The 18,416-nt window shown below is 42.9% G+C and carries 18 protein-coding genes; 6 read left to right on the top strand and 12 right to left on the bottom strand.

The window, feature by feature from the left end; translation table 11 throughout:
* Positions 1-291 precede the first annotated feature (291 nt).
* From iscB to NJ959_RS11265, 4 genes are all read left to right on the top strand, one after another.
* Positions 292-1,590: an RNA-guided endonuclease IscB gene (iscB, locus tag NJ959_RS11280; RefSeq protein ID WP_254011851.1), complete on the top strand. Its 1,299-nt coding sequence runs from the start codon at positions 292-294 to the stop codon at positions 1,588-1,590.
* Positions 1,591-1,678: 88 nt separating this feature from the next.
* Complete coding sequence (locus NJ959_RS11275; protein ID WP_254011850.1) at positions 1,679-2,047, top strand: hypothetical protein; 369 nt, start codon at positions 1,679-1,681, stop codon at positions 2,045-2,047.
* Positions 2,048-2,215: 168 nt separating this feature from the next.
* A complete protein-coding gene (locus tag NJ959_RS11270; protein ID WP_254011849.1) occupies positions 2,216-3,427 on the top strand; it encodes a peptidoglycan-binding domain-containing protein in 1,212 nt (403 codons plus the stop codon).
* Positions 3,424-4,407: a YncE family protein gene (locus tag NJ959_RS11265; RefSeq protein ID WP_254011848.1), complete on the top strand. Its 984-nt coding sequence runs from the start codon at positions 3,424-3,426 to the stop codon at positions 4,405-4,407. The genes NJ959_RS11270 and NJ959_RS11265 overlap by 4 nt, the downstream gene beginning before the upstream one ends.
* Positions 4,408-4,500: 93 nt before the next feature.
* On the opposite strand, the gene NJ959_RS11260 is transcribed toward NJ959_RS11265, so the two are convergent.
* The 12 genes from NJ959_RS11260 to NJ959_RS11205 all read right to left on the bottom strand — a co-directional run bounded on the left by NJ959_RS11260 (position 4,501) and on the right by NJ959_RS11205 (position 14,926).
* A complete protein-coding gene (locus NJ959_RS11260) occupies positions 4,501-4,971 on the bottom strand; it encodes a type III secretion system chaperone family protein (protein WP_254011847.1) in 471 nt (156 codons plus the stop codon).
* Between the two features lie 181 nt (positions 4,972-5,152).
* The gene (locus NJ959_RS11255; protein WP_254011846.1) at positions 5,153-5,791 is read right to left on the bottom strand and encodes a tetratricopeptide repeat protein; all 639 of its coding nucleotides are present in this window, start codon (positions 5,789-5,791) and stop codon (positions 5,153-5,155) included.
* Positions 5,792-6,013: 222 nt separating this feature from the next.
* A complete protein-coding gene (locus NJ959_RS11250) occupies positions 6,014-6,640 on the bottom strand; it encodes an ankyrin repeat domain-containing protein (RefSeq protein ID WP_254011845.1) in 627 nt (208 codons plus the stop codon).
* Positions 6,641-6,673: 33 nt separating this feature from the next.
* On the bottom strand, positions 6,674-7,273 hold the full coding sequence (locus NJ959_RS11245; RefSeq protein ID WP_254011844.1) for a hypothetical protein: 600 nt from the start codon (positions 7,271-7,273) through the stop codon (positions 6,674-6,676).
* Between the two features lie 2 nt (positions 7,274-7,275).
* Positions 7,276-7,794 (bottom strand): hypothetical protein, encoded by a 519-nt coding sequence (locus NJ959_RS11240; protein ID WP_254011843.1) that lies wholly within the window; start codon positions 7,792-7,794, stop codon positions 7,276-7,278.
* A 273-nt stretch (positions 7,795-8,067) separates the two neighbouring features.
* Positions 8,068-8,565 carry a hypothetical protein gene (locus tag NJ959_RS11235; protein ID WP_254011842.1) on the bottom strand — a complete coding sequence of 166 codons (498 nt, stop codon included), beginning with the start codon at positions 8,563-8,565 and terminating at the stop codon, positions 8,068-8,070.
* Positions 8,566-8,656: 91 nt separating this feature from the next.
* Entirely contained in the window at positions 8,657-8,800 is a 144-nt protein-coding gene (locus NJ959_RS11230) for a hypothetical protein (protein ID WP_254011841.1), read from the bottom strand.
* Between the two features lie 270 nt (positions 8,801-9,070).
* Positions 9,071-9,787, bottom strand: coding sequence for a GTP cyclohydrolase I FolE (folE, locus tag NJ959_RS11225; RefSeq protein ID WP_254011840.1), 717 nt, complete (start codon positions 9,785-9,787; stop codon positions 9,071-9,073).
* Positions 9,788-9,982: 195 nt separating this feature from the next.
* On the bottom strand, positions 9,983-10,708 hold the full coding sequence (locus tag NJ959_RS11220) for an SDR family oxidoreductase (RefSeq protein ID WP_254011839.1): 726 nt from the start codon (positions 10,706-10,708) through the stop codon (positions 9,983-9,985).
* A 242-nt stretch (positions 10,709-10,950) separates the two neighbouring features.
* On the bottom strand, positions 10,951-11,931 hold the full coding sequence (accA, locus tag NJ959_RS11215; RefSeq protein WP_254011838.1) for an acetyl-CoA carboxylase carboxyl transferase subunit alpha: 981 nt from the start codon (positions 11,929-11,931) through the stop codon (positions 10,951-10,953).
* Between the two features lie 184 nt (positions 11,932-12,115).
* The gene (locus NJ959_RS11210; protein WP_254011837.1) at positions 12,116-13,825 is read right to left on the bottom strand and encodes a lipoxygenase family protein; all 1,710 of its coding nucleotides are present in this window, start codon (positions 13,823-13,825) and stop codon (positions 12,116-12,118) included.
* Between the two features lie 318 nt (positions 13,826-14,143).
* A complete protein-coding gene (locus tag NJ959_RS11205; protein WP_254011836.1) occupies positions 14,144-14,926 on the bottom strand; it encodes a Uma2 family endonuclease in 783 nt (260 codons plus the stop codon).
* 252 nt (positions 14,927-15,178) lie between these two features.
* Between NJ959_RS11205 and NJ959_RS11200 the strand changes: the two genes are divergently transcribed.
* On the top strand, positions 15,179-16,783 hold the full coding sequence (locus NJ959_RS11200) for a hypothetical protein (RefSeq protein ID WP_254011835.1): 1,605 nt from the start codon (positions 15,179-15,181) through the stop codon (positions 16,781-16,783).
* 232 nt (positions 16,784-17,015) lie between these two features.
* A complete protein-coding gene (locus NJ959_RS11195) occupies positions 17,016-18,077 on the top strand; it encodes a mannose-1-phosphate guanylyltransferase (protein WP_254011834.1) in 1,062 nt (353 codons plus the stop codon).
* Positions 18,078-18,416 lie beyond the last annotated feature (339 nt).

The raw sequence follows: 18,416 nt of genomic DNA, 5'->3' as shown, positions 1-18,416 counted from the left end.
ATTTTATCCTGGGAATTGGGAAATCTAGAGTAGTCAAACACAAATTACACATTACACCAACGCTATCCACCAAACACTGGACAAAACTGGACAACCAGTTCAAACAGTGTAGAGATAGCCAGCCTCAGTAAAAAACTACGTTTCCAGGGTGATGACACCTACGGGTGCTTTCCAGCTTGTAGCTCTGTCGTCAATTATTAAACATCTCTATTTGGTTAAAGAAGTGTAATTGACCTAAAAAGCCCTAAAAACATTGGCGCGGAAAACATTACCCCTTTTGGGAGGACATTCATGTCTAATTTTATCTTTGTTCTCGATACAAATTATCAACAGCTTAACCCAATACCGCCAGGACAAGCAAGGCGGTTATTGAAACTCCGTCAAGCTGCAATCTATCGACGTTACCCATTTACAATTATCCTAAAATACAAGGGATCTAATCCCAAAATAGAGCCTCATCAATTAAAAATAGATCCAGGCTCCAAGGTAAGTGGATTAGCAATTGTTCAAAATGATCGAGTAATTTGGGGGGCGGAATTAACTCACAGGGGAGAACAAATTAAGCATGGTTTAGAATCCCGTCGTGCGATTCGTTGTCATCGGAGAAACCGAAAAACTAGGTATCGTCAACCTCGGTTTTTAAACCGGACTCGAAAAACGGGATGGCTACCGCCAAGTCTCGAATCTCGAGTCGAAAATATGATGACTTGGGTTAACCGCATAACTCGGTATGTTCCCATTACAGGGATATCTCAGGAATTAGTCAAGTTTGACACCCAAGCCATGTCAAATCCAGAGATATCGGGCATTGAGTACCAACAGGGAGAACTAGCTGGGTATGAGATTAGAGAATATTTACTCTCAAAATGGGGTAGAAAATGTGCCTACTGTGGTGCAGAAAATTTACCTCTAGAAATAGAGCATATTCAGCCAAAATCAAAAGGTGGAAGCAATCGCGTCTCCAATCTAACTATTGCCTGTCGTCAATGTAATCAAGCTAAAGGTTCTAGCGATGTTAGAGATTTTCTTACCCAAAAACCTGAAGTATTATCCCGTATCTTGAAACAAGCCAAACAACCATTAAAAGATGCCGCAGCAGTAAATGCTACTCGTTGGACATTATTCAACAGATTGAAAGAAATAGCATTACCAATTGAAAGCGGAACAGGTGGTCAAACAAAATATAATCGTACTCGATTAGAACTCCCGAAAAATCATTGGTTAGATGCCGCTTGTGTGGGGTTAGTTCCCCGCATGGAAATCTTGACTTCCCAGCCCTTGTTAATTACAGCTAAAGGCTGGGGAAGTCGGATGATGTGTACGACAAATAAATATGGTTTTCCCATTAAACACAAGACGCGGTGTCAGACATTTTTTGGTTTTAAAACTGGCGATATAGTATCCGCAACTCTCCCGAGAGGGAAGTTTACTGGTACTCATGTCGGTAGGCTAATTGTACGAGCAAGTGGAGTTTTTGAGATGATTTCATCAAGAGGAAAGGTTAGCCCGGTGCGCCACAAATACTGTAAAGCAATTCACCGTAAAGATGGGTATATGTATGGTTTTTCCACTCTTGTCCACGCTCATTAGCAATTAGAGGCGTACTGATCGCAAACATTGGTATTCCATACTGACAACAGCACGCTAGGAAGACTCTCACCACAGGATTGGAGGACTCATGATACCCAATATTACCCCACTTGAACTCACCAGCATGGGATCGACTGACGGCTTTGCCATTTGGCGCGTCCGCAACCTAAATTACGTTAACATGAATTTTACCTGGCAAGTTTACGAAACTGGTCAGAAAGGCAAAGGGATTGCCTTAGCAAGATATGATGTATTCTTTAAGACAATACTAACTGACGGATCCAACACCACCAGAATCTTAGTCAACGGTATGCAGCACAATATTAGAAGAGCATCTTTGAGTCAAGACTGCTACTGTACCATCGAACCACTCCCTGAACCCCTCACCGCTTGGCGTTACTTCTCCCAGGAAATAAGCAACCGCAGCGACACTAGAGAATCGGCTCAAGTATGGTAAAAGGTGTTATTCGTTGTTTGTTGTTTGTTGTTTGTTGTTTGTGGTTTTTCAAATAACCAATAACCAATAACCAATAACCAATTACAACTGAAACTCCTTAAGGGGGGTAGCTCTTATGAGCCTGCCTGGTGTAGCATGGCGGAAAATGCGATAGGAAGATGAAGCGCGATGGACAAACTCACCCAACCTAATCTAGCTGTCACTAATGAGGCAGGAGTCAACCCAAACCTGAAGACACCCCCCGGTTACAGTGCCCTTTTCCCGGAATTCCACCAGAGAAAACGCCTGAGTGGTGCATGGATTCCATTTATTATCTTCACCATTACCCTCTTTATTGTCAGTTTGGCAGCCCCCGTTTTTGCTCTGAAGAAGGGAGATAAAGGCTCTGACGTAACCTCCCTTCAAAAAACTTTACAAGATGCAGGCTACTTTAACGGACCAATCACTGGTTATTATGGTCCAGTGACGGAAGCGGCGGTAAAGAAATTCCAGGAAGCCAAGGGAATCAAATCCGATGGCGTTGCTGGTGCGAATACCCAAGGGAAATTGGGTACTTCCACCTCAGCGGTAAAAAGCCGTGAATCGATTGACTCACAACCTGTAGAAGTACAAGAGGATTCTCAAAGTAATATCTCGCCGATTCAGGAAAAAGCAGCCTCTGAGAGTGATACCTCATCTGTTAAAGAAAAAACCACCCCTGAGAGTGACACCTCATCAATGGCAGAGACGGATGAAGACTCAGGATCAACTCAACCCAAAGTACTACTCAAAAGAGGCGATCGCAATTCTCAAGTTACCGCGCTCCAGAAAAATCTGCAATTAAGCGGCTATTTTGACGGTCCCATTACAGGTTACTATGGCACTGGGACTGAAGCAGCAGTGAAGAAATTCCAACAAGCCAAAAATCTCAAGCCAGATGGTATCGCAGGCTCCCAAACCCGTGGCGCAATAGAATCAAGTCCCCAAACTACATCAGAACCCATATCTCCATCACCTAATATTACCCCATCTCCCACTATTACCGATGAGCGGATTGGATTAGGAAATAACCAGCCAATTTTACAGAAAGGTAGTCGCAATTCTGACGTTACTGCAATTCAGAAAACACTCCAAGACAAAGGCTACTTTAACGGTCCCACCACAGGCTATTATGGTTCTTTGACAGAAGCAGCGGTGATGGAATTCCAGAAAGCGAATGGCTTAACCCCAGATGGTAAAATTGACGCAAAAACGCAAAGTGCCTTAAAAGCTACCACCCCAGAATCAAACCCATCTCCAGAGGCAAAGCCAGATGATGTGTTTAATGATACACCATTCATCCAAAACCAGAGCGATCGCAAAAATACCTTGGAAAAAAAAACGATTATCAAAGTGGGATGAGCCTAAAGAAAACGATTTTTGGTAATATCTCGCCCAAATCAATCGTTCATTCCGGTGAGGGTTTATTCTTTGCCCAAAACATGATGTACAGCCACAACATCACAGTTTACGATCGCAAATATCAGCTAGTCAAAACCATTGATGATACTGTAGATTTAGGGAAATACAGTCAGTCAAAGTTCAAAGGCAAATACCAGGGCGCTCCCGTTGAAGCTGCTTTCTCTAATCAGGGCGATTACGCTTGGATCTCTAATTACCAAATGTATGGCTCAGAATTCAAGAATCCAGGCGACGATAAATGCGAGCTTTCTCAAAAAACAGATAATAGTTTTTTGTACCGAATTAATACCAAAACTCTGGAAGTTGAGAAAGCCATTGAAGTTGGTTCCGTACCTAAATTTGTCGCCACTTCACCGGATGATGGGTTGGTATTAGTTAGTAATTGGTGCAGTTGGGATTTGAGTGTAGTAGATCCTAATCAAAACAAGGAAATTAAACGGATTAGATTGGGACGTTATCCTCGGGGAATAGTAATTGATTCAGCTTCAGAAAATGCTTATGTTGCGATCATGGGGACTAAGGATATTGCTACTGTAAATCTCACTAATTTTTCAGTAGGATGGCTGAAAAATATTGGAAATTCACCTCGCCATTTGAGCTTAGATCCCGCAGGAAAATATCTCTACGCTACCTTGAATGGGGAAGATGACGTAGCGAAAATAGATTTATCTACAGGTAAAGTGGTCAAAAAAGTTACCACAGGTGAGGCTCCTCGCAGTATGGCGATATCGGATGATGGACAATTTTTGTATGTGGTGAATTACAATTCCAATACTGTGAGTAAAGTACGTGCTACTGATATGAAGGTGATGGAAACTGTCAAGGTAAATGAGAATCCGATTGGGATTACTTACGACGCACAGACTCGTCAGGTTTGGGTAGCCTGTTATTCTGGCAGTATTATGGTGTTTCAGGATTAAAATTTGGTGGCTGAAGTTGGTAGTGGGCGCTTAAGCGCCTACTACTAACTAATTCTGCGCATCTACTCTCACAACCAATAAAAACCATGTAAATCATTCTGCCAGATTTTCTGTTTCTGCGAGTGCTTCTTCTGGTGACATATCTCCAGATATAACTAATCTAATCCCCGGTAAATATTGCTCCATCATCATCAAGTTGGTATAAACTAAATCTTTTATAGTATCAGCAGTGAGGGATTTAGGATTAATAATACTACTAGTTTTATAGCGAATTTCACCATCACTAAAGTCTAGGTCAAAACTGCCGAGAATTTGACCATAATTTATTCTTAATAGAAACTCGCCTACAACTCGACGTTTGGTTTTTGGTACTCTCTCTGGGCAAACTGAGTAAAAGATGAATTGTTTCTCTTTTTCTCTGACTTGGGCGTAACAGTCACATTTACCGTTTTTTCCTTTAAAGGCTAGGCGTAAGGTTGATTGTTTTTTTATTTGAGTAAATGACCAATTGTCTTGGGTGAAGAAGTTGACTATTGCGTCAAAAATGGGTTGATTTGAGGGCATGTCTTTAGGTGTGGCTTTGGCAGTTTCTCAATAAGTGACGAAAGCGGATCGTACTATGAGAGATCCGCTTTCAGGCTTTCGGACTCAGAAGGGCTCGCCTGTAGCAGGTACTACTATCGCACTGTAGGGTGTGCTAGCGATAGCATAACGCACCCTACAAGATCGGCGATCGCACTTTTGGTTATGACTTTTGCGATCTTTCCAGCCAATATCTGGCAAGTTCCTCATCTTGGGGCAAACCAAGTAACCCTTGTTGATAGGCGGTAGCTAAGACTTTTTGAGATGGTTCATAATTCTCCTCAGCAGCTTTCCGATACCAAAAGACTGCCTGATTGAAATCAGGGCTAACTCCTTGACCAGCAGCATACATTTCACCCAGTCGATGACATCCAAGCGGAGAACCGTTTTGAGCTGTTTTCATATACAAAGAGATTGCTTTGAGATCATCTCTATACTGATGTTCTCTCATGCCTGATATACTTAAATGACCGGAGTATATATCGGCTAAGGTTTCGAGCGCAAAAGGACACCCTTGGTTACCTGACAAAACATACCATTTAATTGCTTCTTCTGGAAACTCATCCAAAAGTAATGTAGCTAAATTATTTTGAGCAAATGGATCTCCTTCTTGTGCAGGTAAACGATACCACTTAATTGCTTCAGCCCAGTTGAGGTCTACACCTTGCCCAAAATCATACATATATGCGATAAATTTTTGGGCTTGAGGATTCCCCGACTCAGCGAGAGGCATCAATATTTGAAATGCCTTGCCAAATTCCGAGTCTTCGTAGGCAGAAAGTCCTTCTTCAAGATTTGACATTATCCTATTCCTCCTTACTGCTTATGCTTCAATTATTCACTAGGGATTCTATCAGGAACATAATCAAACCATTGTGGACACAAACCACCCTACACTTTAGTTGCAGAGTGTAGGGTGGTTTGTGCGATCGCAAAACTCAACAAAAACAACGGTTAAAATATTAGGGTGTGTGAACCGAAAGCGTTATGGATGTTGGGTTTTATTCTTCAACCCAACTGACGACTACTCACAAGATTGGCGATCGCACCCTATTAGCAATGCCTCTATGGCTAGTCTTATATCATTATTGCTCTCGTCCGCTGGAGGCATTCGCCTAACTGCTGTGAATCTATCAGTATCCAGTGCTTCTCGATCTGCTCCTGCACGTAAAAGAATTTCAACCATCTTTAAGTCAAGTCGATGAGCAGCCTGCCCTAGTGCCGTCATACCAGCTGGTCCCCCAAAACCATCAATGGTTTGAGCTGCCCCACACCGCAGCAGTAGAGCGGTAGTATCACGATCGCCACGCTCAACGCACCAACGTAACGGCGAATCACCCTCACTACCCACAACGTTCGGCTCTGCACCAGCAGCGAGTAATAAGCGAGCGGCTTCTAACTGACCCCGAAACAGAGCAATCAACAGTGGCGTGGAATCATGATTCCCATCCCAAGTGTTGACAGGTGTACCATATCGTAGCAGCAGGACTAAGGTATCAATTGAGCCGCCGTCTTCAATTTGCTGAATTGCCTCATGTAACGGTGTCCATGCTAACGAGTCAGGACGAAGACAATTGAGATCGACATTGCTTGATAGCATCTTAGCTAGCAGATCTAAATCCTGGCTTTCAATTACTGCAAAAATATCCATTGTGTTACCTCAGTAGCAACAATCTCCGATTTTCTATTCTTGGAAATAATCAGTAACGTATGGAAGCGATCTCACCAGGTAGGTTGGATCTATGTCAGCTTCCTTTAGGGTTTGAAGGAGACTTTCATGTTCTTCCTCAGTCAGCTCGAGCATCTGCATTGTTCCGTAATCGGATGATCTATAGAGGCGGCGATCCCCTACAAACACCTCTAAATCTTCAACTGGACACAACTCACCATATAGAGCTTTTTGTGGTGGTCTTTTACAAGTTAACTCCTTAGCGAAGATCTCATCTGGTGTTCCTTGTACCTGAACTACTTTTGTCGGTATGCTAAAAGTTGATAGCTCCAGTTTATTACCTGAAAGTTCCTGTACAATTTTATCGCAAGCATTCATTAGTTCTTGAGCCAGAAATTTTTCTGTATCGGTTGGTTCGCGTGGAGGAACAATAGTTACTTTTCCCAGAGAACAAAGTCTTGCCTCATCCTCTGGTTTGTCATAAATACCAGGGATAAGGCTCAAGATAAATCTGGTTCCTCTATTAGCCGCCCAATAAATAGTAACTTGGTACAAAGCTATAAGAGTTTCTAGATCGTCTTTTTTATCTCGCAGATAGAACTGATAACGCATCAAAATTAGACCTCTGTTATTGTTCCGTTATTTCCTTCTTGAGTCTGACCAACACTTTGTGGAAGTAGGGGCTTGAGTAAAAATGAAATAATTCCGATTACAACACTTAAAAAATTACCAAGAACACCTAAAGCAGATTGAACGCATCCAAAAAATGCTTGTATAGCGTCTTTTATAGTGGGAAAACATCCTTGCGGGTCGCATAGATCTGCGACACATTCTTGTGGATCGGATGCTATTACACACCAGCGACTCGTAGCCGGGTCTTGATAAATACCAATGTGGAGGTTAAATATCCCACCTCGCGCCCGTTGGATACCTTCCTCCACATCCTGAGTAACAGACGCTCCCTCACCAACACCCCCCTCACCATGACGCATCACAGTTATATTAGGTACTGACGTTACCCCTGATTCTGACTGACGCTGGACTGACTCTTGAGGAGGAGGTGAATTAATCTTCTCTACCACTTGAGCAGCAACAGCATCAGCTTCTTGCTCATATTTATCCCCCGGCTCTCCCACTGTCAGCTTGGCTTGAATCGGCTGATGAAGTTCTTTTGTTTCTGTAGTTGTCGCTACTTCCGATTGAGGATTAGCAACTTCTGGTTTTGATAAAGTTTCTTTCTTTCCTACTAATTCTGAAAGTTTTTTCGCCCGAATCCGACTCGGTTTGGCTTTAGTTATTGATAATTCACTCTGCTGATTCCTGGCTAAAAGCTTGGTATCTAGCTTACCAATACTTTTGGGTTGCCAAATCTCTGTTTCTTTGCCTCCCCTGATTTGCTCAAATGTGTTTTAAGTATAATCCTTCGCCTCGGATATTTCAGCTTGAGCCTGAATAGTTTCTGGGAGTTTTTCCTCTGAATCTTCTGCTCCACACTCATCACACTTGAGCTGAATTGTCCCCGATTGGGGTGATACTTCCTCCGACTGCGGCTTTGAGAATTCTCTGGCAAATCCCCATATTGGCTGATGTTCGTCTGTTTCGGCTTCCGATCGCAAGGAGGTATCTTCCTCAGTTACTTCCTCTCGCTGGACTGTTGGTGGTGCTGTAGAAGGTGCAAATGAGGGAATACTCACCCCCTTGTAACCAAATGTTTCGACTTTCTCCCGTGCTTCGGGTGTCAGGGGTTGTACTTCTGCTCCAGATGATTTTTGAGAAGGACTAGCAAAGGGACGAGTTTGCAATATATCAGTTTTGGGTAATTCACTGCTTCTGGCGTGTTTCCCGTTACTAAAAGCACGAGGAGAGCAATATATTTGGCTTGGGCTTCGGGGTAAAAGCTGATGCACTGATATCTTTCCTGCTGATATGCTTGCGGCTGCCCATAAGTTTGACCTCGGATACACTCCACCTGTAGTTTATCTATTTTTTCCGAGCTGGCTAATAGTGTTGATATTTCTCAACAAAATTGGGTTGGAGTTGACCAAATCGGCGATGCTGAAAGCGGGTGTTGCCGTCTGGATGCTTTACTGACAAAGCGATGGCTTCACCCAAACCGGGCATCGCCACAGCAGTTGAAGGCATCGCACTAGAATAGGCATTACGCAGTAATACTACTTATCTTTAACCAAGGCAGGGCTGTTTCATTCTTAAAACTTGAGAGATATAGAAAGCAGATGGAAATCGGTTTTCAGCTCATTTATCCTATTAAAATAAATAGGAGCGATCAATTATTACTAAAAACTCTTCTTCCCCCTTGCCCCAAAAAACCCAATTTTTCAACCGAGAATGAAAAAGCCCTGCTTTTGAAGCTAGGGGGGATAGAAGTTTCTTCCTCTCAAGGGCTAAATCAGATTAAAAGAAACTCGGTTGATGACGAATCAAATTAAGGAATTCCTCGCGAGTTTTTTGTTCGTCTTGAAATACGCCAATCATCGCACTAGTAACTGTCCAAGAACCAGGTTTTTGCACGCCCCGCATTACCATGCACATGTGGCTTGCTTCCATCACTACAGCCACTCCTTGGGGTTCTAAAATCGTTTGAATTGCTTCGGCAATTTGGCGAGTTAAGCGTTCCTGCACTTGCAGTCGCCGCGCATACATTTCCACAACACGCGCTAATTTACTTAAGCCTACTACTTTTTGGTTGGGAATATAAGCAACATGTGCCTTACCCATAAATGGTAACATGTGATGTTCGCAGAGACTAAAGAAATGAATATCTCGGACGAGAACCATTTCATTATGACCCTCATCAAAGATTGCCCCATTCACTATTTGTTCTAAGGACTGATTGTAACCCCCAGTCATAAATCGCATCGCCTCAGCTACCCGCTTTGGAGTTTTCAGAAGTCCCTCCCTTTCTGGATCTTCACCTACTCCTAAAAGTAGAGTTCGCACTGCCTCGATCATTTCCTCATTCATTTCTTCAGAGGGTGGATGTAATTTTGGTTCGTGACCATTTTGAGTGTTACGATCCGGTCGAGTCTCAACACGACTTGTGATATTTGTATTGTTAGCAGTTGCAACCAAATCGGCAGAATTTAATCCATTAGAAGAAGCAATAGTCATGATTATCCTGAGTAAGTTTTTTGACAGAAATTAGCTGGTTATTTGTTGTTGGTTATTTGTTATTTGTTGGATAAGAGGTGTACAATCTGTGACAGTTATTCGTTATTGCTGCGACAATTGTCTCTCTATCTAACAACTAACAACAAACAACCAACAACAAACAACCAACAACCACCAAACAGTTAGACAGTCTCCTTAAAGCACACCAGCGCTAGGCATCAAAGTCATTGACTCGATGACTGCTTCTTCTGGCATCAAAACGGCGTGCAGAATTGATTTGGCGACAATTTCTGGGGTTAACATCGCCGCTCGATTTAATTCAACTTGCACTGTATCCGTATCCCAGAGGGGAGTATTAACAGCACCGGGACAAATCATCACCACCCGGATACCATTACTTCTTTCTTCAGCAGCTAGGGTTTTCGACAGCGCAATTAAACCTGCCTTGCTGACGCTGTAAGCGCCCCAACCAGGAAAAGGTTGTTCCCCTGCTATTGAAGTGATATTGACGATCGTACCGCGTTGCTGTTGGCGCAGGGTGGGTAAAATGGCCTGGATAGACTGAAATATGCTGGTTAGATTTAGATCCATGACATCTTGCCAATCTGCTAATGGAGTATCCATCAGCAATCCGGTGTAGCCCATACCCGCGCTATTCACCAAAATGTCTATCGGCGCAAAATCTGCTGCAATTTCTTCAATTCCAGTTTTAACCTCTTCAATCTTTGCCAAATCTAGAACATACGTCTGAGCATTCACTCCAGTTTCCTTGACAAATGTGGCAACTGCTGCTAATTTTTCTTGTGAACGACCGACTAATGCCACATCAATTCCTGCTTTAGCAAATGCAAAAGCTGTTGCTTTGCCAATACCACTACTAGCACCCGTAATTAGGGCACGTCGTTTCATCGATGAAGTCATGAAATTTGTCGAATGGGGAAGAGAGTTTTGAGTTTTGAGTTTTGAGTTTTAATTCAAAGCTCTTCAGGGGAATGGGAAATTCCGATTCACAGGCATGAATGTCAGTTTCCCAGCGATCGTCTGGGAATAATGTAAAGAAATGTTACATTATCTTGATTATATCACCTGAGAGAGGATTTTCCCTACTCCCCATTCCCTACTCCCTACTCCCTACTCCCTACTCCCTACTCCCCATTCTAACTTCAAGCTGGAAGCTCGATAAATGCGCCAATGCGTCGGAATTTCTGATAGCGCAAGTCTCGTCTTTCCTTACCACTAAGCTGATTTAGGGTTTCCAGATTTGTTAAGAGGGCTTCTTTGAGGGCAGCCGCAGCACCAAGGGGATCGGAATGGGCACCACCGACGGGTTCGGGTAAGATTTGATCTAAAATACCCAAGTCTTTGAGATCGGAAGCGGTAATCTTTAGGGCAACTGCTGCTTGGGGTGATTTACCTGCATCTTTCCATAAGATGGCGGCACAAGCTTCTGGGGTGGCTACGGTATAGACAGAATGTTCAAACATCAATAAGCGATCGCCAACTCCAATACCCAATGCGCCACCGGAACCCCCTTCTCCAATAACTGTACAGAGAATCGGGACCTCTAGACGAAACATTTCTCGTAGATTATACGCGATCGCTTCTCCTTGCCCCAACTTCTCTGCTTCCATACCAGCCCAAGCTCCGGGGGTATCGATAAATGTAATAATTGGCATACCAAACCGATTGGCATGTTCCATCAGCCGCATCGCTTTGCGATAGCCTCCTGGGGCTGCCATGCCAAAATTCCGCGCCACATTATCTTTGGTATCCCTACCTTTTTGATGCCCTAAAATCACCACAGGGCGGCCTCCCAAACGCCCTACACCACCGACTAAGGCGGGATCGTCATAGCTATTGCGATCTCCATGTAATTCGATCCATTCATCACTAATTGCCTGAATATAATCTAGGGTACTAGGGCGTTTGGGATGACGAGCTAATTGCAGTCGCTGGGATGGAGATAATCCGCCAAAAATCTCTTGACGAAGTTGCACTGCTCTTTCTTCTAATTGGTGAATTTGTTCGGTGACATCGACATTATTTTCCTGTGCCAAATCGCGAATTTGGTTAATTCGTGTCTCTAATTCGTACAATGGCTTTTCAAAGTCTAGCAAAAAGGTTCTGGTTTCGGGTTTACTCATTTGTTGTTAGTTGTTAGTTGTTGGTTGTTGGTTGTTGGTTGTTAGTTGTTGGTTGTTGGTTGTTGGTTGTTAGTTGTTAGTTGTTAGTTGTTGGTTGTTGGTTGTTGGTTATTTATTTTTTGTTTTTTGTCTCCCCATTCCCTATTCCTTATTCCCCACTCCAAAAAACCCATTCCCTACTCCCTCAAATATTAATACTATTGGGAATCAAGGAGGGCTTGAGGAAAATATAAGGTTGGCTCCGTTTAGTGTTGCGGAGATTAATCCGATCTTCAATAGCATGTAAATTTCGTTGAAAGGCTACGATGAAGGGTTGAACTTTGGCATCTTGGAAATTTCTGCGATCGTAATATCCTAGACGATTATATTGAAATGATGTCAGCAAGTATAGAATAGTCAGTTGGCTGATGGCTTGCTCTTTGGGTGGCAGAAACTTCAAGAGATAAGGAGAAAGAGATTTGAGGGAGTCGGGATTATCCAATTTAAAGTCTGGATTATCCTTTTCTTTGGGGGGTGGGGCATAGCCCGCCGCAGGAATGTTAGGGGCAAATGCGCCGTAGTCGTATTGAGGATAGTTTACTGCGGCGTGTTGCGGACCACAAGTAAAGATAATTTGGGTGATGACGGCGATTAATTTTTCTATAGTGTCGATTTTATCGTTATCAGTCAATCCTTTAACTCTACCTCCATCTTGGGAGGTTAATTCCTCAACCCATCCTTGTAACTCGTAATCGTTAACGATATCTCCATTATTCTTATAGTAGAGATTCACATAATCGGTAACAAAATCCTGAATTGCAGACCACAATAGGTAAGCATCATCGCGATAAGGATAGTCTGGGAGTGCTGTAGGATCGTCTACTCCTCGTTGCTTGATCTGATTTGGCAATGCACGATCTTTAAAATTACTTTCTTTAATAGATTGCCCAACTAATGACAAAGAAGCTTTGAGCGTACCCGGTAATATTTTTTCGACAAAACCACCAGGATTAACGAGTTGGGTTCTCGCTAAATCATTAATCGCGAGGGTAAATTGAAAGTGGGGTTTTAGTAGTATCGCTATGGGATGGTTATCTGGGAGCTGACGTGCCGTGGCGAGGACAAAAGATGTCATTACTAGGTGGGTGAAACCTAGGTGAGAAAGTAATTCGTGATGAGTGCCATCGGCAATTTGGACAAAGGTTTTGGCGATAAACCAATTTGCCCCATCAAATCGGGTAAAAATTGGGTTTTCTGGTCCAGGTTTCTGGTAAAGTTGAATGGCGACGGGCACTAAAATACCTCGATCGGCAAAACCTGTGGACTGCCAGTAGAATAGTGCTAGGGGTGCGGTAATAAATTTTTGCCAGTGTTGATAACTGCCCAGCTTCATGCCATCGAACATGGCATAATCGGTTAGGTAAAGTTTACCCTCTGCTGCGGCAGTTTCTAGGGTTTCGTCACTATCTACTACTTGCTGGAAAATGGCATTAGTAATGGGAAATTTCTGCACCATCAGGCGCAGTTTAGCAGAATCGACTTTTTCGATAACTAAGGGATTCGCGCCAGCAATCCGTTGACGGGCAAATTCGGTATCGAGGAGGAAGGTTTTGGTGGTGGATGGTTTTCTCAGTAGGGGTTCCCCTAAAAATAGCTTTTCGTAGTCATCCAGATTATCGAATGGATCGAGTAAATCGTCTAATTTAGCCGCACCGAGGTTAAGCCCTAGTTTGGTGATGGATTTGAATTGCTCGCCATAGTATGTGGCGGAGAATCCTTCTGCGTCTGGTACTTCGTCGGCGTAGGGGAGGGGCGGTAAGTAGGTGAAGTTATATCGGTATAGTTGTCTTTGACGTTGTAGATATTGTTTCCGTCTTTGGGGGTTGGAGTCGTTTTGCGGGAGTAGGGGAGTCATGGTGGTGTTGGGGTATGGAGGCTTACTTTACTAGGGTAAATTATCTTGTGTTCACCCGGCAGTGGTTCAAACCACTGCCTAATAGCTTAAGTCAGTTAAAACTGACTGCATCATTATTTCAGTCCATTTTAATGGACTTGAGCTATGAGCCGTAGAATTAATTCTACGGCTGGTTTGGCAAGTTACTGACAATGATGCAAGTTATCGGGCTTTTGATAGTTAGTTTCTAAGTGTTTTTCTAGGTCAGCTAATCTACGATTTGAAAGCATTTGCTCCTAACTCCTGTTATATTACATTATTCATGACTTACACCAATAATTATCCCAGATTATCTGGATCTATCCCTAAGTCTCGCAACTTTTGCGCTAATTTTTGGGCGCGTTGTTGAGCTAGTTGTGTTTGTTGTTGAGCTAGTTGTGTCGCCTGCTTTGCTAGTTGGGCTTCTTGTCGTGCTACTCTAGCTTCTTGTTGGGCTTTTAGGACTTCTGCCACTTTCTCTTTAATCTGTTCTTCTGGTGTATGATAACGTTTTCCTTCTTGGTCATACCAATATAACCATTCCCTAGTTACTCCAGAATAATTGCCTCTTTCACAACCAATGCCTAAACCTATTTCTGGCAGCCAAACCGGATTCCCTAACTGTAACTCATACTTCCCATCAACTAACTTATGTACCTCTAAATGGGTTTTTTGACGACGACGAGAAGAATAAATGACATAATAAAGTACCCCTAAATCTTCATAATCTACCAATTTATCGCTATATTCCTTACGATAAGTTGGGGAAACTACTTCTAACACTAAAATTGGGACAACTTTTTCATCCCACAATACATAACTAGGGCGTAACTCTTCATCATAGAATCTTTCTACCCCTAAACTTAAGAATCCATCTGGTACAATTGGCGATTCATCGGGATGATAGTAAATGCCCATATCTATGCCAAACAACCAATCCATCCTTCCTCCCCAGAGGATGAGCAATATGGCTTTTAGCAATCCTGGTATTAATTCTTGGAGTTCATTATCCACTGGTGTTTCATCAGTGTCAGGTAGTTCATCGGCTGAGGGTAAGTACCGAGGTAATTGATAATTTAACATGGTTGGTTTCCCCAGATTTTACTGGAATTATAGCGATTTTTAGGTTAATTTTGACATAGTTTAATCGGTGGAGAGGGCGGTTAATCAGTGGAAAGGGCGAGTTTTGTACCAAGGTTAGCGGTGAGAGAGATTTAGATAAACCCTATAAACCCGGTTTCTCTAAGAAACCGGGTTTATTACGCCGTCAGAAAGACAAAAAACCGCGATCGCAGGTATAGTAAGGATGATTTTCCCATCTGTCTATTTTGAACTATGCTCCTGAGTATTCCTACCCCTCGTTGGTTTGTACGTCAAGATTTAGATGGTTTTTTCGGATTAGCTCTCGATAACCTCATCCAAATTTTGGTAATTGTTAGCCTAACTCAGAATGTTCTCAAATTTCCTTCTAGTCTAATTTATGGGAGAATTTTACCCAGTATTGCCCTCAGTTTAATTGTGGGTAATTTCTACTACAGTTGGTTAGCCTATCAACAGGGAAAACGAGAAAGACGAGCTGATATTACAGCCTTACCATACGGGATTAATACAGTAAGTCTCTTTGCCTATATCTTTTTAGTAATGTTACCTGTGCGGTTAGAGGCATTAAGTCAGGGAGCAACCTCAGAATTAGCCGCCGAAGCTGCTTGGCAGGCTGGTTTAGTTGCTTGTTTAGGCTCTGGGTTAATTGAATTAGCTGGCTCTTGGGGAGCAGAAAGACTAAGAAAATTGACTCCCCGTGCGGCACTATTATCAACTTTAGCGGGGATTGCCTTAACTTTTATTTCGATCGGTTTTTTCTTGCGCACTTATGCAAATCCTCTGGTAGGGATTGTCCCATTAGGTGTTATTTTACTAACTTATTTTGGCGGAGTGAAATTTACTATCCCAGGTACTCAATGGACAATTCCTGGGGGATTACTGGCAGTTTTATTGGGAATGGCTCTAGCTTGGGGCACTGGATTAAATCAATGGAATAGTGAAGGATTTCAACAAGCGATTGCCCCGATTAATTTTTATCAACCTCACCTAAATATTGGCGCATTATGGCAAGCAAAGGGAGTATTACTGAGTTATTTTAGTGTTATTTTACCAATGGGACTATTTAATTTGGTGGGGAGTCTCCAAAATATTGAAAGTGCTGAAGCGGCTGGCGATTCCTATCCCACTGCTCCCTGTTTAGCAGTTAATGGGATTGGCACTATTGTAGCAGCCCTCTTTGGCTCTTGTTTTCCCACAACGATTTATATTGGGCATCCTGGTTGGAAGGAAATGGGTGCTAAGATTGGTTACTCTTGGTTGAATGGATTAGTAATGGGATTACTTTGTCTGAGTGGCACTGTAGGTTTACTCGTTTATTTTGTACCCATTGATAGCGGTATGGCAATTCTATTGTGGATTGGGATAGTGATTGTTACCCAAAGTTTTAATGCTACCCCTGTCAAACATGCCCCCGCAGTAGTAATTGGCATATTGCCCGGTATTGCCGCTTGGGGCGCTCTGTTAGCAAAAAATGCCCTACGAGTAGCAGGATTGGGCACGCCAGAAAAACCCTTTACAGCAGATTTAATTCCAGCCTTTCAAGGGACAGACACTTATATTAGTGGAGCTTTTGCTTTAGAGCAAGGTTTAATTTTTTCTTCAATGATTTTGGCAGCAATTACTGTCTATATTTTAGAAAGAGACTTTGCCAAAGCGGGTATCTGGGCATTAGTCGCTGCTGCCCTTGCTTGGGTGGGATTATTACATAGTTATGCTTGGACAGTAGGAGATACTATCTTAAAATTAGGTTGGGGTGCGGGGTATCCCTGGGCAATTAGTTATGCCCTATTAGCTCTGTTATTATTTTATGCTCAGTGGCTCAAGGGAAAAGAGCCGTAATAATAGTGCAAAAACCTTTGCGCACCTTTGCGTTTCCCTTTGCGCTCTTTGCGTTAAAAAAAGATATTATACCAATGCCAACGGATTCGATATTACCCATCCACACCACATATAGTGGATAGTGGCAATGGTGCGTTAGCGGAGCATAACACACACTACAGATAGATTCTTTGCGTAAGTTTTGTTTTAGTGAGGTTAAGATATAGCAGAAAATAATGCGAGTACTCGATCCATGAATCAATCTTTGATACCCGTAATTCTCGCTGGTGGTAAAGGAGAAAGGTTTTGGCCTTTAAGCCGCAAGCACAAACCTAAGCAGTTTCTCAGTTTAGATGGTAGTGGCAAAAGCCTTCTCCAAGCAACTGCTAACCGCCTCAGTCAACTCACTGGTGATGCACAAAAGCTATGGGTTGTGACTTCGGCTCAGTTGGCTGATATAGTACGGGAACAGTTACCGCACCTCCCCCCAGAAAATATACTAGCAGAACCGGAAGGAAAAGATACCGCACCCGCCCTCGCTTGGTCAACTCTGGAAATTGCTAAAAAATATGGAGAAGATGCTATAGTCGGCTTTTTCCCAGCAGATCACTGGATTGCTAATCCAGAAGCGTTTCAACAGACTATTGAGGCTGCGGCTGAGTTAGCAGCAACTAAAAATGCCATTGTCACCTTGGGAATTGCTCCAGATTACCCCTCCACAGGTTATGGTTACATCGAACAAGGGGAAGCAACTGATACTTTTGGTGGATTAGCTGTTTATAAAGTAACTCGATTTACGGAAAAGCCAGATCGAGAAACTGCTGAGGCATTTTTGGCTACGGGAAAATTTAGTTGGAATAGCGGAATGTTTATTTTCCGCGCCGGGGTAGTTTTGGCGGAATTGAAGACTCACGCACCAGAAATTATTAATCCTTTGCAGGAGAATGGTGTTGCGGCTTATTCCCAATTGTCAAAGAAAAGTATCGACTATGCTTTAATGGAAAAAACTCAGCTAGCTTATGTCTTACCTGCTGCCTTTGGCTGGGATGATTTGGGTGACTGGAATGCTTTGGAGCGTTTGCTGAAAGGGGATGCGGCTAATGTGGAATTAGCTAATCATGTGGGAATGGATACGAAAGGTGCAATTCTGTATTCTTCTGATGAGAATGAGGTAATTGTGACTATTGGTTTAGAAGATGTGGTAGTGGTGCGCGATGGTAATGCTACTTTGATTGTCAAAAAAGATCGCACTCAGGAGATTAAGCAGGTTATCAAAACTTTGCAAGACGATCCGAAATTAAGCCAGTTTTTGTGATATAACAACCCAGAAACCCGGTTTCTTTGAGAAACCGGGTTTCTCTATACCTCACATACCTGAAAATTGATGTATAATACTCTAACAAACAACCAATAACCAATAACCAATAACCAACAACAAACAACCAATAACTACTTCTGATACTCTTCTTGACCTCTCCCCGGCTTGAAAGCACGGGGATTCAAACTGTTGTTTCAAGACAGGCTAAAGCCGTGTCTTTCCACTTTTTTAGCTTTCTTCGCCGGAAGCCTCACGCCATATTTGTACTCAAATTGGCGTGAGATGGATAGGCGTGGCTGACGTAGGTACGGAGTCAGCCAATAGATGGAGAGGATA

Source organism: Limnofasciculus baicalensis BBK-W-15 (genome assembly GCF_024178385.1).
In the GTDB taxonomy this organism is placed as follows: Bacteria; Cyanobacteriota; Cyanobacteriia; order Cyanobacteriales; family Coleofasciculaceae; genus Limnofasciculus; species Limnofasciculus baicalensis.
The sequence above is the reverse complement of the archived record's forward strand: the minus strand, read 5'-3'. Positions and strand labels throughout refer to the sequence as shown.

What these genes read in the sequence shown, in the direction of transcription:
- NJ959_RS11260 (WP_254011847.1), bottom strand. Translation starts at nt 4,971, where the DNA reads ATGCCCTCAAATCAACCCATTTTTGACGCAATAGTCAACTTCTTCACC.
- NJ959_RS11250 (WP_254011845.1), bottom strand. Translation starts at nt 6,640, where the DNA reads ATGGATATTTTTGCAGTAATTGAAAGCCAGGATTTAGATCTGCTAGCT.
- iscB (WP_254011851.1), top strand. Translation starts at nt 292, where the DNA reads ATGTCTAATTTTATCTTTGTTCTCGATACAAATTATCAACAGCTTAAC.
- NJ959_RS11265 (WP_254011848.1), top strand. Translation starts at nt 3,424, where the DNA reads ATGAGCCTAAAGAAAACGATTTTTGGTAATATCTCGCCCAAATCAATC.
- NJ959_RS11255 (WP_254011846.1), bottom strand. Translation starts at nt 5,791, where the DNA reads ATGTCAAATCTTGAAGAAGGACTTTCTGCCTACGAAGACTCGGAATTT.
- NJ959_RS11210 (WP_254011837.1), bottom strand. Translation starts at nt 13,825, where the DNA reads ATGACTCCCCTACTCCCGCAAAACGACTCCAACCCCCAAAGACGGAAA.
- NJ959_RS11270 (WP_254011849.1), top strand. Translation starts at nt 2,216, where the DNA reads ATGGACAAACTCACCCAACCTAATCTAGCTGTCACTAATGAGGCAGGA.
- folE (WP_254011840.1), bottom strand. Translation starts at nt 9,787, where the DNA reads ATGACTATTGCTTCTTCTAATGGATTAAATTCTGCCGATTTGGTTGCA.
- NJ959_RS11205 (WP_254011836.1), bottom strand. Translation starts at nt 14,926, where the DNA reads ATGTTAAATTATCAATTACCTCGGTACTTACCCTCAGCCGATGAACTA.
- NJ959_RS11200 (WP_254011835.1), top strand. Translation starts at nt 15,179, where the DNA reads ATGCTCCTGAGTATTCCTACCCCTCGTTGGTTTGTACGTCAAGATTTA.
- NJ959_RS11230 (WP_254011841.1), bottom strand. Translation starts at nt 8,800, where the DNA reads ATGCCTTCAACTGCTGTGGCGATGCCCGGTTTGGGTGAAGCCATCGCT.
- NJ959_RS11275 (WP_254011850.1), top strand. Translation starts at nt 1,679, where the DNA reads ATGATACCCAATATTACCCCACTTGAACTCACCAGCATGGGATCGACT.
- NJ959_RS11195 (WP_254011834.1), top strand. Translation starts at nt 17,016, where the DNA reads ATGAATCAATCTTTGATACCCGTAATTCTCGCTGGTGGTAAAGGAGAA.
- NJ959_RS11220 (WP_254011839.1), bottom strand. Translation starts at nt 10,708, where the DNA reads ATGACTTCATCGATGAAACGACGTGCCCTAATTACGGGTGCTAGTAGT.
- accA (WP_254011838.1), bottom strand. Translation starts at nt 11,931, where the DNA reads ATGAGTAAACCCGAAACCAGAACCTTTTTGCTAGACTTTGAAAAGCCA.